At 66.7% G+C, this 17,456-nt stretch carries 14 protein-coding genes; all 14 read right to left on the bottom strand.

Features of this window, described 5'->3' with window-relative positions:
- Positions 1-49: 49 nt before the first annotated feature.
- Positions 50-1,165, bottom strand: a complete 1,116-nt coding sequence (locus ABZY89_RS20530; protein ID WP_355230154.1) for a polysaccharide pyruvyl transferase family protein — start codon at positions 1,163-1,165, stop codon at positions 50-52.
- A 243-nt stretch (positions 1,166-1,408) separates the two neighbouring features.
- On the bottom strand, positions 1,409-1,606 hold the full coding sequence (locus ABZY89_RS20525; protein WP_141803713.1) for a hypothetical protein: 198 nt from the start codon (positions 1,604-1,606) through the stop codon (positions 1,409-1,411).
- Positions 1,607-1,788: 182 nt separating this feature from the next.
- On the bottom strand, positions 1,789-2,592 hold the full coding sequence (locus ABZY89_RS20520) for a DUF6576 domain-containing protein (protein WP_355230153.1): 804 nt from the start codon (positions 2,590-2,592) through the stop codon (positions 1,789-1,791).
- 85 nt (positions 2,593-2,677) lie between these two features.
- On the bottom strand, positions 2,678-3,904 hold the full coding sequence (locus tag ABZY89_RS20515; RefSeq protein WP_355230151.1) for a glycosyltransferase family 2 protein: 1,227 nt from the start codon (positions 3,902-3,904) through the stop codon (positions 2,678-2,680).
- Positions 3,905-3,915: 11 nt separating this feature from the next.
- Positions 3,916-4,734: an FkbM family methyltransferase gene (locus tag ABZY89_RS20510; RefSeq protein WP_355230149.1), complete on the bottom strand. Its 819-nt coding sequence runs from the start codon at positions 4,732-4,734 to the stop codon at positions 3,916-3,918.
- A gap of 26 nt (positions 4,735-4,760) precedes the next feature.
- Positions 4,761-6,896, bottom strand: coding sequence for an acyltransferase family protein (locus ABZY89_RS20505; RefSeq protein WP_355230147.1), 2,136 nt, complete (start codon positions 6,894-6,896; stop codon positions 4,761-4,763).
- Positions 6,897-6,912: 16 nt separating this feature from the next.
- Complete coding sequence (locus tag ABZY89_RS20500) at positions 6,913-11,049, bottom strand: glycosyltransferase (RefSeq protein ID WP_355230146.1); 4,137 nt, start codon at positions 11,047-11,049, stop codon at positions 6,913-6,915.
- A 103-nt stretch (positions 11,050-11,152) separates the two neighbouring features.
- Positions 11,153-12,226, bottom strand: coding sequence for a glycosyltransferase family 8 protein (locus ABZY89_RS20495; RefSeq protein WP_355230144.1), 1,074 nt, complete (start codon positions 12,224-12,226; stop codon positions 11,153-11,155).
- A gap of 455 nt (positions 12,227-12,681) precedes the next feature.
- Entirely contained in the window at positions 12,682-13,548 is an 867-nt protein-coding gene (mutM, locus tag ABZY89_RS20490; RefSeq protein ID WP_355230143.1) for a bifunctional DNA-formamidopyrimidine glycosylase/DNA-(apurinic or apyrimidinic site) lyase, read from the bottom strand.
- Entirely contained in the window at positions 13,549-14,247 is a 699-nt protein-coding gene (rnc, locus tag ABZY89_RS20485; protein ID WP_355230189.1) for a ribonuclease III, read from the bottom strand.
- Positions 14,248-14,267: 20 nt separating this feature from the next.
- Entirely contained in the window at positions 14,268-14,453 is a 186-nt protein-coding gene (rpmF, locus tag ABZY89_RS20480; RefSeq protein WP_008358292.1) for a 50S ribosomal protein L32, read from the bottom strand.
- 66 nt (positions 14,454-14,519) lie between these two features.
- Positions 14,520-15,074 (bottom strand): DUF177 domain-containing protein, encoded by a 555-nt coding sequence (locus ABZY89_RS20475; protein WP_355230142.1) that lies wholly within the window; start codon positions 15,072-15,074, stop codon positions 14,520-14,522.
- Positions 15,075-15,115: 41 nt separating this feature from the next.
- Complete coding sequence (locus ABZY89_RS20470) at positions 15,116-16,495, bottom strand: hypothetical protein (protein ID WP_355230140.1); 1,380 nt, start codon at positions 16,493-16,495, stop codon at positions 15,116-15,118.
- The gene (locus ABZY89_RS20465; protein ID WP_355230138.1) at positions 16,447-17,454 is read right to left on the bottom strand and encodes a lysylphosphatidylglycerol synthase domain-containing protein; all 1,008 of its coding nucleotides are present in this window, start codon (positions 17,452-17,454) and stop codon (positions 16,447-16,449) included. Before ABZY89_RS20465 ends, ABZY89_RS20470 begins: the two co-directional genes overlap by 49 nt.
- Between the last annotated feature and the right edge of the window lie 2 nt (positions 17,455-17,456).

Raw genomic sequence — 17,456 nt, 5'->3', positions numbered from 1 at the left:
CCCGCCGGGCCTGTCGATCTGGGGACCTCGGCCCCCACGACAGTCGGAGTCAGAGCCCCAACGTCCGTTTCACCTCGGCCCGCAGCTCTCGCAGATGGGCGTCCGCGGCCGTACGCAGTCCAGCGACCGCCTCGGGGTCCGGGATGACGCGCTCGGTGAACCGCTCGGCCAGGTCGGCGGCGTCAAAGGCGGAGACGTTGGCCTCCAGGCCGATGCGCTTCATGAAGTTGCGGTTCTTGTTGGTCGCGATCATCACGATCGACGGCACGCCGTACATCGTGGCCACCACCGAGCCGTGGAACTTCATGCTGGCGAAGGCGGTGCACTCCCCGATCGCCCGGGTGAGCTCGTCGAGGTCCTCGGTGTAGACGACCTCCTTGCCCGGGATGTCGAGGTCGTCGGCGTTGGCCACGTCGCGGCGACCGACCTCCATCGTGCCGAGGATGAGATGACGTACGCGCCACCCCTCCGCGATCGCCTTGCCGGCCATCTCCTCGACGCGCGAATAGTCGTCGGGTTCGTCCAGGTTGGGGCGGTAGCGGGTGACCACGCCGAGGATCGGCGCCCCATCGGGCTTGGTCGCCGGAGGGAGGTCCAGCGAGCAGACCATGTCGGGAGCGACCTTGATGTCGAGGTCGGCGGAGATGTTCCCGAGGATCCAGTCGGCGGTCGGCTGGTCACGGACGCCGATGAACTTCACGTTCGGGTGCTCGAGGAACTTCTTGTGCCTCTCGATGATGTGGGGCTTGATCTCGGTGTTGCGGTAGATCGGGACCCCGACACCGACCACGAAGACCGGCTTGGCCAGCATCTTGTGGTTGAAGTAGCGCGGATCCGCCTGCCACGACTGCAGGATGTCCCCGCCGCCGATGAGGATGGCGTCCACCTCGTCGACGATCTCGGGCAGCGGCCGGTCGTAGTAGGGCTTGGTCATGTTGTCGGCCAGCACCCGCAGCTCGAACTCCTCGCCGAAGTACTGCTCGTAGACCGACAGGAACAGCTCATCGCCGTAGTTACCCGCCCCGAAGAACCCGGCGAGCCCGATGACCGGCTTGCGGCCCCGTCGCTCACGGCGGGCCAGCGCCGCCCTGATCTGCTCCTTGAGCGGGTCGGGAAGGCGGCGAGCCGCGGACCGCAGGACCGGGTGATGGCGCAACGAGGACAACGGAGAGCTCCTGGGGGATCACGAAAACGGGCCGCCGACGGCGGCGAACCGCGCGAGCGTAGCGACGCCGGGTTGTCCCCGACACCCACCGGCCGAACCTGAGGTGAACGCTGGGCGACCAGTCCGTACGCCCCTCGAAAAGGTCGAAACCGACCCTGAGTTTCAGAGTCGGTTCCCCCTGAACGAAGCTAGCCGCGAAACACGAAATAGCTCTCGCTCGTGGTGTTGCAGAGTGCCCGCAGGTCAGGCGGGCTGCATCTCCTGCATCGAGGTGTCCAGGTCAGCGGTGTGAGCCGCGACCAGAGCGTCGTTCTCCGTCTTCAGAGTGAGAACGAGATCCTCGAGCTCACGCACACGTGCACGCAACCGAGCATTCTCGGCGGTGAGGTGGGCGGGAGTCCGCAGGTCGCTGCTCATGTAACCGATCAGCGCCTTCGCCATGAATACGTTTCCTTCGTTGGAATCACTAGAAGTTCCCGCGATACCGGGCCGTCTACAAGGGTGACACCGTTATCGACAAGCGTCAACGTCACGCGTCCAAAGCCGGGACCTCCGACCATGCATTCCCCGCGAATACGGCCGAAATTTGAGTCGATCGCACTCAACTTCGGCTGATTTCCGCCTCAGCCGCGGCGCCGGCGCTCCCGCAGCTGCATGAGCTCCTTCTTCTCCTTGCTGGTCAGCGAGTCGGCGCCCTCGGCGTGGATCTTGTCGAGGAGCTCGTCCATCCGCTGGTCGTCCTTGGAGACGGTCGAGGACTCCCAGGGGCCGGTGACCACGGTCGGGCCGGACTTGCGCTTCTTGGCCTTGCCCGGCTTGGCCGCCTTCGGCTGCCCGGGCCCGCCGGCCACCTGCGGGATCCAGGGGAACCGGTCGAGCAGCCCGAACTGACGCGCCACGAAAGCGTTGACGAAGAGGCCGACGACGAAGACCAGCAGCATCACCCAGCTGCGGTATCCGAGGTACTGGATCAGCTGGATGCCGACGAGGATCACACCGAAGAGCCAGGCCGGGATGTTGAACATGAACATCCGGTCGGGCCACTGCGCGATCCACAGCAGCACCACCATCATCTCGAGCATCCCGAGACCGGCGAGAACGTACGTCGGGTCCAGCACCGCGCCGAAGAGGACAGCCAGGAACGAGAGCACCCCGGTGAACGCCACCAGCAGCCACGCGAACCGGACCTTGCCGAGCTCGTTGCGCTCGAGGTCGGAGCCGAAGTACCAGAAGAAGAAGATCGCCAGGACGTCGAAGATGCTGAACCGCGGATAGGCGAACGGCCAGGTGAACAGCGTCCACAGCTTGAGCTCGGCGAGGTTGGGCTGGATCAGCGCCAGCCCGGAAGCCACACCCGCGCTACCCATCACGGCGAAGAGGATCAGCCCGACGATGCTCGCGAAGACCACGAGCCACGTCGTGGTCACCCCCAATGAACCGATGTGGAACCAAGGCTCGTGGGGGTAACGACCGCCTGGGGTCAACCGGAAACGTTCTCGCACGGGGCCGAGCCTATCCACGCATTGGTTGCCACGTCAGCAGGGCACTCCCACCGACCTTCTCGATGTTGCCCAGATCCGGGGGCAGCGCCGGATCGTTGCGCCACGGATGCTGCCGAAAGGCCGCCCTGGCGCCGTACCTGTCGATCATCGCGATCAGCGCGACGAGGTCCTCGGCACGGTCCTGGGCGACCAGCCACGCCATCAGCCGTTGGGCACGTGGGACCGCCGTGTTCTCGAACGGAACGCCGGCGTCGTACCAGAACTCCAGGACGGCACCGCGCAGCAGCTTCCAGTAGCGGCTCGGGTCCTCGGTGTCGGGGTGGACCGCCGCGCGGAAGTGCTCCCACATGTCGATCGGCAAGACCTCGAGGAGCAGGGTCTCCATGAGCTTCGCCGAGCCGGCCGCGCGAACGAGGTCCACGGTCTGGCGCTTGGTGTCGATCCGCTCGACGAGGTTCGCGATCTGCGCACGCCGCTGCGTCGCCGAGGACCTGTCCGAGCGGACCTGCCAGTCGTAGACGATCTCCGTCATGACGTCGAAGGAATCCGCGGCGAGGAACACCTGGGTGAGTGCGACCTGGTCCTGGTAGCGAGTGCGCTCGGGAAAGGCGATCGCGTTCTCCGTCCAGAACGACCGCCGGAAGATCTTGTTCCACACGAAGATGTCAGCGAGCATCAGCGGCGCGTCCTCGATCCGGCACCTGAGCCGTTCCTCCGCGTGGTTGCGGCGCATCAGCGGTGTCATGAACCGGCGTTCCACCCCGCCCTCGACCGCGACCCGCTCTGCCGCACCGACCGCGAAGTCCGAGCCCGTACGCCGCAGCGACCGCACCATCGCCGACCACGCATCGTGCGGCAGGGTGTCGTCAGGGTCGACGAACGTCAGCAGCTCGCCGGTTGCCGCGTCGATCCCGGTGTGGCGCGCGCGGGAGACCCCCGAGTTCGGCTGGGTGATGACGGTGACGCAGGCTTCCTCCGCGGCAAGCCGCCGCAGGATCTGCGCCGACCCGTCGGTCGAGCCGTCGTCGACGACGATCACCTCGAGTTTCGAGATCTCGTTCCGCGGCTGGTCCAGGATGCTGCGCAGGCTCTTCTCGACGTACTCCGCCACGTTGTAGACCGGCACGACCACGCTGAGCGTAGGTCTGCCCCGCAGCAGCTCTCTCGCCCGACGGACCCCGGCGTCCGTCCGCTGACGCCAGTCCGTCACGCCGATCCGTTCCCCGACGGAGCGCACCCGAGCACCTCTCACAGCGGGAGGTCCGTCTCTGCGGCCGACTGGCGGTCCCGCTTCTCATATTCGCTGATCTGGTCACGGAGCGACCGCTTCAACGAATTGAGGCGATAGATCTCCTCGGTCGCCGCCACCAGCGCCGCAACCACCTCTGCCTCTTCGGGTGTTCCCGTGGCGGGGCGGAAGACATGGGTCGGAGTGAGGTTGAAGGTGCCTGTCTGGGAGTAGCCCATCCGACTCATCCATGACGAGACCTTCTGGTACCCCGCCAGCGTTCCGCACTCGACGTATAGGAATGGTCGGTCCCGCGCGATGAGCTCGGCCGCGCCGCCGAGCACATCGATCTCGGCGCCTTCGACGTCGATCTTGAGCGCCGCCACCCGGGCCGGAAGCTGCTCGTCGTCGAGAGCGACGACCGCGAAGTCGCCATCGTCGTCCGCCACTGCGACGGACTGTGCCCCCAGATTCGTCGCATCGAGGTCCGCCATCGTGCCACGTGCGGACTTCGCGTGGACGCCGACCTCACGGACGGCGACACGGTCACCGAGGCCGTTGGCCTCGACACTGGCGTTGATTCCGGCGACCAGCTCAGGGTTTGGTTCGTACGCGACGACGCGGAGCCCTCCGACCACCGCCAGGTACAGGGTGTGGTTGCCGATGTTCGCCCCGACGTCGATCACGAGGTCACCTGGCTCAAGAGCAGCAACCATCGCCTCGAGCATCCGCTCCTCATAGGGACGGCCGGTTCGCACCAGGTTCGACTGGATGTAGTCCGTTGCGGCATGCGGAACACAGACCGCGTAGCTCCGTCCCGCGACCTCGATCGTGGTCATACGGGCCGGAGATGTCGTGCCGTCGATCATTCGTTGATCACTTTCGCAGCGCAAGGATGGGACGGAGCGGGGCCGCCTGGTTGGGGAGCAACGTCCGCCAACGAGTCATCACTACACACGATCTCAACGTCCCCGAGCGGGCCAAGCCGCTCGGCGAAGTCATCGACGACGCGCTTCGCCCAGCTCGCTGTGACGTGGTTCAGATCCTGGTAGAGGATCGACTCTCCGACTACCAACGGGCAGCGTTTAGTACACATCAGGTCGACGATCGGTATGAAACGAGCGCTGGTCCCATTGATCGCACGCCGGGTCAGTTGGTTGCGCTCGATCTCGATACCGGCCGCCACAGTCACACAGTCCTCGAGTTGGTCCGCGGATGCGAGGCAGTCGACAGGATCCGGCCGCGAGGGAATATCGGCCAGGACCCTGACATCCGCCGAAATGCCAGTGAGGCGATCCACGACGGACGCGACGCCGGTTTCCCACTGTTCCCCGAGATTCCTGGTGTCACCTGGATGTGACTCCAACCCAGCTCTGGTGCCGACGATGATGGTGTCGGGTCGCATTGTCGTCAGACGTCGCATCGTCCATTCTCTGAACGCGTCGCACTCTGCGTCGGGCAGCTTGTCGCTGGTCGTGGCAACGTCCCACGTCGGACATGAGTGTTTGATGATGGCAACCAGCCGAATCCGTTCCCGCTTGGCGACCAAGTCCAAAGCGGGGAGCCACATACCTGCATGCGAGTCGCCGATAACGACAGCGACCCGTTTGGCCTCCTTGTCACCGTAGACGCAGTCGCGCGAAACGGTATCCCCATAGGTGGCGGCACATCCGTAGCCGCTCTTGGCCCACACATCGTCGACGTCGACGGCCATACCAGGCGGGACTGGGGCACCCCGGTCAGCCAGCGCTAAGGCCGCACGAAGCTGCTTCCGCAGGGGCGCATCCTTATCGACGGCGTACGCCGCGTCGTCGCTCTGGAACCAGGCCTCGGCCGCTACCGCACGTTGGTCGGCACGAAATCCGGAGTAGGTCTGTGCGCCGAGTCCTGCGACCAGCGCGATCACCAAGGCGACCGGCCAGAGAACCAGTGTCCGGGGTCCGCCCCTGAACACCGGGAGTCGTCGCTGCAGGAATGGTTGCTCGATCCAGTGGTAGCTCGCCATCGACAGCACGAGCACCAGCACGATCTCACCCAGTGCCACCGGCCAGCCACCGCCAGGCAGCAGCTCGGGTACGAGGATGAGCACCGGCCAGTGCCACAGGTACAGGGAGTACGAGAGATCTCCGAGGTACCTTAACGGCGCGACAGAGAGGATCCTGCCCGTCGGTGTTTCCGGACCCGCAACAAGAAGTGCTGCAGTGCCGATCACCGGAACCAGGGCCAGTGCGCCAGGGAACGGAAGGTGTTCGCTGAAGGTGACAGCTGCGAACACCAGCGCGCCGGCACCCAACACGCCGAGGACCGCTGCGACACGTCGGTTCAATGGCCCGCGTCGCCTGAGCAGGCAGGCGAGGAGCGCTCCGATGGCGAGCTCATGGGCACGCGCGAAGGTCGAGAAGTACGAGGTCGCGGGGCTGGTTGCTGTGGCATAGATCGACCAAGCGACCGACACGACGACAACAGTCGCCGCCATCGTCGCGATCACGGTGGTGGCCGAGGCCCTGGTCGACGCCCGGACCAGGAGCGCGGCCACGAGCACCGCCAGCGGCCACACCACGTAGAACTGCTCCTCTACCGACAGCGACCAGTAATGCTGGAGCGGTGATGGCGCCTCGGTGTTGAAGTAGTCGACCGCATCCAGCGCGAAGTGGATATTCGCCATGAAAGCCGCCGACCACACCGAGTCGCCGGCGATGGACTCGGTCCGGTGTTCCGGAAGCAGGAGCGCGCTGGCCACCAGGACCGACACCATCGTCACCGTCGCGGCCGGGAGAATCCGGAGCGCGCGCCGGACGTAGAACCTGGAGATGCTCACACGACCGTCGCGGTCGATCTCGCGCAGGAGCAGGCCCGTGATCAGGAACCCGGAGATGACGAAGAAGACGTCGACTCCGATGAATCCGCCAGGGGTGCCTGGCACCCCTGCGTGACCGGCGATGACGAGGCCCACGGCCAGTGCGCGCAGGCCCTGGATATCGAGCCGTCTGAACGAAGACATGACTGTTACGGCCCTGCTAGATCAGCGGCGCCGTGTCGACGTCGTCGGGGCCGATCACGCGACCGTCGTCCGCGACACCTCGGATGCGCTGCAGAATGGCATCACGGGAGACCCCCATGCCGTGCTCGAGGTGGCCGAGCACCTTCTCCAGCACGAGGTCGTTGTTGCCCTGGAACGCGTTGCGGCGCCACAGTGCGACGGTCTGGGCCTCCTGGATCTGCTGGTAGCCGGCGCGCTCGCGCGGCATCCAGACCGGGTAGCCGTTGGCGGTCGCCATCGCCTTGAGCCACAGGTCGTCGGCGTACAGCGCGGTCTCGGAGATCGCGTCCATGTCGAAGGTCGCTGTGGGCAGCGAGTGCGGCGGGTAGAGCACCCCTCCGATTCCTGTCGGAAGGAGCTGGTAGCTCGCCTTGCCACGCAGATAGTTGCAGTCGTAGACCCACCCGTCGTAGGAACGAAGGGTGCCCTCGGGCCGGAACATGGCCAGGTTCGCGCGCTGGCAGATGATCGCATGGGGGTTCGCCAGGTGGCCCTCGTACAGGGTCTCGACGAGGTTCTCGTCGTAGACGACGTCGTCGTCGACTGTGACGACGAGTGCGTCGGGATACTCCTGAACCGCGTAGAAGTACTTCTTGTGCGGCGCGATGTCGCCGTCCACCCAGCGGATCCGGAAGCAGTCGTCCTGACGTTCCAGAACCTCGTTCGGGACATCGGCCTCCCGGTTGGGGAAGTTCTCGGTGGAGAGCCACAGGAGCACCTTGTCGGGGCGCTTCGTCTGGTCCATGAGGGAGTCGATGCACTGGCCGATGGTGAGCATCCGGTGAGGAATCGAGGTGAGCGAGACCACGACGTCCCGGGTGGCTGAAGGGACTCGTCCACGGCGTCGATCGGCCCTCGACGTGGCCGGCTGGATCCTGCGGCCGGCACCGGCGGCGATCCGGCGCTCGAACAGAGCTGCGAGGTCCTTGGTGTACGCGTCCATGCTGGCCCGCTCGTCATACGCCCGGCGAGACGCGTTGCCCATCTTCTCCAGCGTCGAGGCCTTCTTGTCCATCATGGCCATGAAGGCGTCGCGGAGGGACATCACGTCGCCGGTGTCGACCACCAGACCGTTCGCGTCGCTGACCATGTACTTGGCGCCGACGTTCTCCGTCACGATCAAGGGCTTGGACAGCATCGCTCCCTCGAGAGCGACCAGGGAGCACGACTCGTCGCGCGACGCGACGACCACGGTGTCCATCTGCGACAGGAGCTCGATTTTCTTTCGCTCGTCGGAGATCACACCGTGGTAGTGGATGTTCTCCTCGTCTGCGATCTGGCCGAACACGTAGGAGCTGACCGACGTACCACTGTTGATGAACCCGCCTGCGAAGTGCAGCTCCGCACGAGCCTGATACTCCTCCGGCATGGCCTTGTAGGCGGCGATGAAGACGTCGTATCCCTTGCGGTGCTCGATGGTGCCGAGCTGGACGAACCTGAACTTGCCGCCGGCGGCGATCTCGTACGGCTGCCCGTACTCGGAGACGTCCACGACGCTGTTACGCACGACCTCGACGGGCCCGTCGGCGTGCTCCGCGACGGCTGCAGCCGCGTACTCGCTGACCACGCAGATGCTGCGGCTCTGGCGTAGCGTCTCTTGGCGCTCCGGGGCCGCTGCGAAGAAGTCAGGCAGGTTGGTCGCCTCACGCACGTACCAGACGAGCGGGATCCGGCCCTCCAGAGCGCGGACGTAGTCGTCGGTCGCGACCGTGTTGCACACGACGAGCTCGACGCCGCTCTCGATGAGCTTGCTGATCCGCTTCGGGCCCAGCTGGCCGGCGCGCATCACCTTCACGGAGATGCCGAGGGCTGCGAACTCCTTCGAGAAGGGACCGGGCTTCGCGGTCCAGACCACGGGCTCGTATCCCAGGGACATCGCGACCTTGCACATCCGGTGCAGGCTTCGGGGCGTGCCGGTGTAGGTCATCTCGGGCGACACGAACACGATGCGCCGCGAGCGCGAGACCCGAGCGGAGTCCTTCGACTCGCCAGCAGGCTCGAGGGCCTGGATCGGCCCACCGAGGTCGAACAGGTCACCGAATCGCTCGGTGTGCGTCTCCTCGCCGAACAGAGCTGGTGTGGCGTCGTAGAGGAAGTCCTTGTAGACCTCGTGGGAGTACGCCTCGTTCTCGATCGCCGCCTTCAACGGGTTGAACGCAACATAGGGAGAGATCGGGCGAATGTCCTGGTAGCTCTTGGAGCGGGCCAGGTACGCCTCGACGAAGTCGACGATCCCGCGCTGCATCTCGGTGATCTGCTCGACGTTGCGCGGAGCGTTGTTCCCACGGACGGCAACAGCCCGGCCATCCTCGAACCCGTAGCCCACAACGCTGGAGGCGACCTCGGTGAAAAGGTACTCGAGCGGGTGGTGCAGCAGGTCCGTCTTGCGCGCTGCCTTCGGTCCACTGGGCATCATGAACCTGGTCAGGTCCAGGTTTGCCATCGGTGAGTAGGCATATGCGCTGATGAAGCCGTCGGACACCATGTCGGTGACCTGCTCGGTGCGGCTCGTGCACATCAGCGCGCCGGAGACCTCGAGAGCGCGGTCAGCCAACGCGGTGCGGAAGAAATGACGAAGGGCGGTGATACAGGTGCCGCTCCAGCCGATGTCGACGATCAGCACCCGCTTGGCATCGCCGACGGCCGCACTGAAGTACTCCTTCGCCGCGTCGACGCTGGTGCGGTTGTGCTCCTCGATGACGTGCTTGTGGTCCCAGAAGAACCGATCCAGACGTCGCCGCGTGGCGCTGGCCGGGAACAGGAACCGTTCGATGTCCGCTTCGTCCAGGTACGGCAACAGGTAGTCGAACCCTGTGTCGATCAGGAGCTGCTCGATGGTCTTGGTGTTGTTGGACTCGTTGAACCAGCGGAAGAAGGAGCGCCCGACGAAGTCGTCGAAGTTCAGGTCGAGCGTGATCCCGGCGACCGCATAGCGGGAGATGTCGATGTAGACGCCCTCTGCGCTGCCGTAGAAGCGGTCGTAGACGCGCGAGATCACGTCGCAGTCGCGGCCGCAGAACAGGATCCGGTCGATGCCCTTCTCGCGTACGACCGACTCGAGGAACTCGCAGAACCCCGCGGCCAAGACGCCGCCGACGCGGTAGCCGTGCGTGTAGTGCAGGTCTTCGGTCCAGGTGCCGGAGCCGATCGAGTTGTTGACGGCGGCGCCGTAGAAGCTACCCGCCAGGGTCTCCATGTACGGCTCCCGAACGAGCCGTCGCTGGTCCTCGTTGTACACGGCCGGAAGACCAACCCGTTCGGACTGCTCGACATCTGCCTCGAGGTTGTCGCCGACGTGGACGATCGACGTCTCACTGCCGTAGTACTCCAAGAGGACCTGCTGCAGCGTGCCGTCGCCCTTGCGGCGAAGGTACTCGTTCGACAGGTAGATCTTTTCGTAGCCCGAATATCCGTTGCGGACGAGCATCTCCTCGATGACCTCCCGCGAGAGATACATGTCCGAGGTGAACACGACGGTCGTGCCCGTGGCGAGGAGCCGGTCGAAGACGTCCTTGATGAACGGGTTCGCTTCGGCCAGCTCGATCTCGAGGTCCCGCTCGAGCAGCTCCCACTCCGGATCCGCGCCGTATCGCTCCACCATCACGGCGTAGATCTCACGCAGGGTCACCTCTCGGGAGCCCTTGTGGTTGTCGTTCTCCCGACGCGCGTGCTCCTCCGCCTGCTTGCGGATACTCGGGAACCTGTCGATGCCGAGCCTCGACCCCATGATCCGGAAGACATCCTTCGGGAACTCCACCGCTCGGTACAGCGCCGTATCGAACACATCGAACGAGACGACGTCGTACGCGGCCAGGGTCTCGACCATCTCCTCGACGCTGAGCCGCTCAGCACTGTCAGGCTTGAGGTAGTACGGCCGCCCGCTCTCCAGCTCGGTGCCCGCGGGCTCTCCCAGCCGCGCGCGCAGGCGCTCGATCTTCGCGTTCAGACCCGACTGCCGGTCCAGGAGCCGGGTGTAGCGGGACACGACCGGACCGCCGCTGGTCGGACGACCGAACAACACCAGCTTGTGTTCGCCGTCCACCTCTGCGACGCGCACCATCCGATGACGCAGCCCGAGCTTGTTGGTCGGTTCCTCGCCCATACCGGCAGGCATGGTTCCTCCTTGTGTTTCTGGGTGACGACAGCGCGGGCCTTCGAGTCGGCCTGCGGTTGGTCTGGTTTCGATCGAGCTGGCTCACGGCCCGCCGCGATGCGGGCTACTTCTCGATGACCTGGGTTCGCAACTGTGGCGAACGGGCATCCCGCTTGAACGAGTTGCGGATGACGCGAGGTCCGGACGTCATCAGGGACCCGATCCTGAAGGACACCGAGCCACGGGTGTCGGCGAGCTCCTGATCACGGCCCTGGAGCTCCTGCTCGAGGGTGACCACCCGGCTTCTCAGCCGCTTGCGGACGGCCGAGGCGGTCCCGGCTGCCTCGGAGACCGCGTCGGCGAGATAAGTGGCCACGATCTCGGCGCACATCGGGCTCATCGCCGCGTACTGCCACCATCGTTCTGCGAAGTCGGCCGAGACATCCATCCACGGCTTCCGCTTGTCCGCGAAGTGGATGATGACCGGCGAGCTCATCGCCTCGTCGTACTCGTCGCGGGACCAGACCCGCTGGACGGCCGGTCTGCTCCAGAACTCCTCGACGTTCTTGGGACCGTACTTCGTCATCAGGTTGAAGCGGAGCGGAAGATGGCGGAGGCCGTCGTAGCAAACGATGTTGATGATGTCCTGATCGTCGGAGTCGAACTCCTTGGCGGAGAGCTCGAGGAACTCCTCGACCAGGCCGTCCTCACGCATCTTCTCCAGGTTCATCACCATGACACCGGAATTGACGTAGCGGTCGAAGGACGGGAGGCCCATCGCCCGGGCCGCCTCTGGCGACCGGAGGTGGTAGACGGCGGCCGGCACTGCGGCGACATAGACGTCATGCACGTCCTGCGCGTAGAGCGGCGACAGATCGCTCTCGATGACGGTGTCGACGTCGAGATAGATGATCTTGTCGACGTCCGGGAAGAGGTCAGGGAGCTTGAGCCGGAAGTACGCAGGTGCGGTCAGGTGCGACGTGCTCACCTTGACGTCGGCGAAGCCGTCCACGACGACGAACGTGATCGTGTTGCCTGGATAACGATTTTCGAAGCTGAGGATCTGGTCGCGTACGTCCGCCGGGTACTCCTCCGCCACCAGGATCTTCAGGTCGTAGCTGGTGTCGGTCGCGGAGTTCTCCAACAACGACGTGATCGCCACCGACATGGGCTTGGCGTAGTTGAGGTCGGCGGCCATGGCGACCGGGATGGTGCGAGTCTGCTCGGCCTGAGCGTTGGCTAGGCGGGGTTGCGGTAGTTCCAGATCCTGCGGGCGCGTTGTGGGCGCATGATCGGATACGGCGAGCTTGTGGGGAGCCACCTGTTGTCCTTGTCGAGCTGTTGACCAACCCCGATGGGGCGGGCGTGTGGTTCACGCCGATGCCGGTATGGGTGGGCCGTGGTTTGTCTTCCCCGAGATCCGGATGACCACGTCGCCATCCAGCTAGACCGCCAGCCCGAACAAGGCGGTGCATCGTCTGCTCCCTCGGCCCGGGCAGAGCTGAACCCAGGACGAACGGAGACGAACGGCAAAGAGATTAACCCACCGGAATCCGCTTTCCTTAACCAACGCTGAGGATGATTGAAACTGTCACAGGCCCGCAACATTCGGGTGATCCGACGGAGCCCTGAGCAATAGCCCAGATGGACTATTTACCCCTGGATTCGGCGGACTCGAGGTGCCGGCTGGCAGGTGGGGCAGAAGTAGGAGGAGCGGTTCATGAAGGCGGTGCGGCGCATCGGGGCACCGCACCGGTCGCAGGGCTCGCCCTCCCGTCCGTACGCGGCGAGCGACCGCTCGAAGTAGCCCGACTCGCCGTTCACGTTGACGTAGAGCGCGTCGAAGGAGGTGCCGCCCTGGGACAGCGCTTCGGTCATCACGTCGCGTACGTGACCGAGCAGCTCGCGCACCTTGGGGCCGGTCAGCCGGTCCCCCGGCCGTTCGCCGTGCAGCTTGGCGCGCCACAGGGCCTCGTCGGCGTAGATGTTGCCGACGCCGCTGATCACGGTCTGGTTGAGCAGGATCCGCTTGATGCCGCTGGAGGAGCGGCGTACGCGGGCCACGACCGCCTCCGCGTCGAAGGCGGCCTCGAGCGGGTCGGGGGCGATGTGGACGATCTCGGGCGGGAGCTCGGCTCCTCCGGGGCTGATCGAGAGGCCGCCGAACATGCGCTGGTCGACGAAGCGGAGCTCGCGGCCCTCCGCGGCCCCGTCGAGGCGGATCCGGACGCGCAGGTGCCGCTCGTCGGGCGACTCCGGCGGCTGGACGAGCATCTGGCCGCTCATGCCCAGGTGGGCCATGAGGGCGTCACCGGAGTCGAGCGGCAGCCACAGGTACTTGCCGCGGCGGCGGGCACCGATCAGAACGCGGCCCCTCAGCTCCTCCGCGAAGGCCGAGGCACCGGCGAGGTGGCGACGTACGGGCCTGGGGTGCAGGACCTCGACCGCGACGATCCTCGCGCCGAGTACGTGGCGCTCGAGGCCGGCGCGTACGACCTCGACCTCGGGGAGCTCAGGCATCTAGGCGGAAGAAGAGGCGGCGGCTTGGATCTCGCCGTAGGCCGTCTCCGCGGCGGCCTGCTCGGCCTCCTTCTTGGAGCGGCCGACGCCGTTGCCGTAGAGCTGCTCGCCGACTCGGACCTTCGCGGTGAAGGTCTTCATGTGGTCGGGGCCCTCGTCGGTGATGACGTATTCGGGCACACCGAGGGCACGCTCGGCGGCGAGCTCCTGCAGCGAGGTCTTCCAGTCGAGCCCGGCACCGAGGTCGGAGGCCGCCTCGATGAGGGGGTCGAAGAGTCGGTGGACGAGGACGGTGGAGACCTCGATGCCACCGGAGAGGTGGACCGCGCCGATCACCGCTTCCACGGTGTCGGAGACGATCGACGCCTTCTCGCGCCCACCGGTGGCCTCCTCGCCACGGCCCAGCTTGATGTGCTGGCCGAGGCCGATGGCCTGACCGACCTCGGCCAGGGCGCGGGCGTTCACAACTGCCGCCCGCAGCTTGGCCAGCTTGCCCTCGGGCAGGTCTGGGTGGGTGCGATAGAGGGTCTCGGTGACCACGACGCCGAGCACCGAGTCACCCAGGAACTCCAGGCGCTCGTTGGTGGGCAGGCCACCGTTCTCGTAGGCGTAGGACCGGTGTGTGAGCGAACGCTCAAGCAGCTCGGGGTCCAGGATCGGATCCCCGAGCGCTTTGCGAAGCTCCGCGTAGTTGGTCAGGAGACTAACCGCGTGTCAGATCAGAGGACCTGGCGACGCTCGGCGCGAGCGCCGTACTGGCCGCACTCGCCGCACGCACGGTGCGGGATGTGCTTGGCGCCGCAGGCGGGGTTCGCGCACGTCACCAGGGTCGGCGCAACGGCCTTCCAGGCCGAGCGGCGGTGACGGGTGTTGCTGCGCGACATCTTCCGCTTCGGGACAGCCACTGTTTTCTCCTCTTATTCGGCCGGTCGGATCTCGACCGGCTACTGAAGCCTAGTTACTGGCGAACTCTAGTTGCTGGGCTCATCTTTCAGCGAAGCCAGCCCCGCCCAGCGCGGGTCGACCTTGTCGCCGTGGTTGTGCCCGGGCTCGTCCGCGAGCCGCGCCCCACACTCGGGGCACAGTCCCGGACAGTCGTCCTGGCACATCGGCTGGAACGGCAGCGCGAGCACCACCGCATCCCTGAGCACCGGCTCGAGGTCGATCAGATCGCCCTCGGTCCGGCTGGTCTCGTCGTCCTCGTCAGGGGCCTGGCCGTCACGAGAGTCGTTGTAGACGTACAGCTCCTGGATGTCGACCTCGGCTTCGTCCTCGATCGGCTCCAGGCACCGCACGCACTCGCCCTCGAGGACAGCAAAAGCCGTCCCCGTGACCAGCACACCCTCCATGACCGCCTCGAGCCGCAGGTCGAACTCGACCGGCGAACCCTCGGGGACAGAGAGGACTTCGATACCAAGATCCGCCGGCGCCGGCACCGTCAGCTCCACGTGACGCTCGGACCCCGGGCGGCGGCCGAGCTCGCGTGTATCGAGCACGAGCGGCGCTCTCGGGTCCAGGGCAGTCATGTTTCACTTCCGGATGAGGGCACGACAGATCAGATGAGATCTTACCGGGATCGGACGACGGCGACCAAAAGGACGGTCACCACAGCGGCCACGCACGCGACACCGGCGACGCCCGCCGCGACCCACGCCGCCGACTGGAAGACCGGCGCGGTGGCCAGATCGCCACCGGCGGGGTTCGGCGGAGCGATGTGGGCAGCGAAGACCGCGAACGCCGCCGCAGCCCAGACCGCGACCGCCGGCCCCGCCACGCGCGGAGTCGCGGCGAGCCCGAGCGCGGTGAGCAGGCTGGTCACGACCGTGAGCGGGATTAGATAGCGCCAGTACGCTCCCCCGCCACCGGCCGCGTAGTCGAGCTGGATCCCGACGATGACCGCGGTCAGGGCGAGCAGCAGCAGCGCCGTCGCCACCCGGACGGGCTCCCGCCGCGATCGCGAGAACGCACGGAGGCCGCCGACCAGCCCGAGCACGAGCGGGGCGATGGTGAGCACGGCACCGATGGTGACGTGCTCCTGGAGCGCCGGCGGGATCAGCAGCTGGCGCCAGATGTCGGGGTCGGTGGCGACGTCGAGCACGGGGCGTACCTCCCGTTCCTGCAGCGGGCCGCCGGGCTTGCCGACGAGGTCGGTCTGCATGCCGGACCAGTTGCCGGTGGCACGGAAGTTGCGGATGTAGAACCACGCGTTGACGGCTACGGCGAGGAGCACCGCAACAGCCAGGCGCAGGATGCCCGACCAGTCACGGCGCGGGCCGAGCAGCCAGACCAGGCCGAGGGCGGTCGCGCACAGGCCGATGAAGACGACGCCGGGGAGCCGGGTGCCGAGGGCGGCGGCGGCGTACAGACCGAAGATCACCAGCCCGCCGGTCCTGGGCCCGTGGCGGAGCAGCCAGACCGTCTGGCCGACCAGCAGGGTGGCCCACAGCACGAACAGGTTGTCGTTGAAGACGACGCCACCGAGTCTGGTCAGTGCCGGGCTGAGCGCGGTGACCAGGCCGGCCGCGATCGACACCTCGGGGCGGCTCGGGACGATCTGGCGCGTCGTCCACATCACCGCGGCCACGACCAGGCAGGTGATCACGAGGGCGATGCCGCGGGCGGCCATCCCGGCGGCGAGCAGGTGGCCGGCGTCGGTGAGCGGTCCGACCACCGGTGCCAGCAGCAGGTAGAAGAGCGGTGGATGCTGGCCTGTCCAGTCGAAGGGCAGCGTGTAGCCCCAGATCTGCGGCATCCGCATCGGGTCGCCGATGCTGATCAGTGTGCCGTGCCAGAGCTGGTAGGCGTGGTCGACGTGGGCGACCTCGTCCTTGGTCCCGTAGAGCGGCGAGGAGAGCGCGTAGCCGGCACACACGCCGGCGCAGGTGATGAGGTTGGCGATCAGGCCGGCGGTCCAGAGCTGTGGTGCGGTGGGCCGTGCGGTGGGCACAGAGGTCTCCCGAGTGGTTCGTTGGCTGGTGACTTGGCTGGGGCAGGAAGGTCGCCGGCGCGACGGGTCAGGAAGGCGGCGACCAGGGCGACGACGACATCGACCAGGACCGCGATACCGCGGGCCAGCAGCGCGACCAGCAGCGCCAGCCCGGGCGAGAGGACGCCGGAGAGGGCGACGACCAGGACGGCCTCGCGCAGCCCGGCGCCGGCCGGGAGCCCGATCGCGGCCATGCCCAGGCTGAACCCGAGCGCGTAGCCGCCGACGCTGGCCAGCAACGAGGGCAGCGGGTCGCCGCCCAGGCCGACCACGACCACCCAGATCTGGAGGCCGAGCAGGAGCCAGACCACGCCCTGCAGCGCCAGCGCCGTGCCGATCCCCCGCCAGGTCGGCAGCACCTCGAGCGGCTCGCGACGCAACAGCCGCAGCCCGGTATTGGCCACCTTCGTGAAGACCGGCGGATGCAGTGCGACCAGGATCAGCGGCAGGAGCAGGGTCGCCCACCAGTAGCGCGCGAACGTCTCCTGGCCGAGGAACGGCATCAGCAGCACCGACACCATCACCCCGGCACCGACGGCGATCGCCAGCACGAGGACACCCTGGGTCAGGGACGTACGCCGCGGCACCCGCTCGGCGCGGGCGAGCTCCATCTGCCCGACGATCGTCCATACCGAGCCGGGCAGGTACTTCCCCAGCTGGCTGACGTAGAAGATCCTGGCCGCGGGCACCAGCGGCAGGGGCGAGCCGAGATCGGCCAGCACCACCCGCCACATCAGCAGCGCCACGCCCTGGGCGATCACGGTCAGCAGAAAGGCGGCCCCGAGCACCCACAGCGGCAGCTCCTCGAAGCCCCGCACGAGCGCGTCCCAGTTGCGGTGGACCGCGTACGCCGCCACCAGGACGACGATCACGACGACCACCGCCTTGAGCGGCACCGCCTTCGTCCAACCTCGGCCCACGG

The organism is Nocardioides sp. NPDC006303, from assembly GCF_040613175.1.
Lineage (GTDB): Bacteria > Actinomycetota > Actinomycetes > Propionibacteriales > Nocardioidaceae > Nocardioides.
Note: the sequence above shows the minus strand (reverse complement) of the source record. Positions and strands in the feature narration are given on the sequence as shown.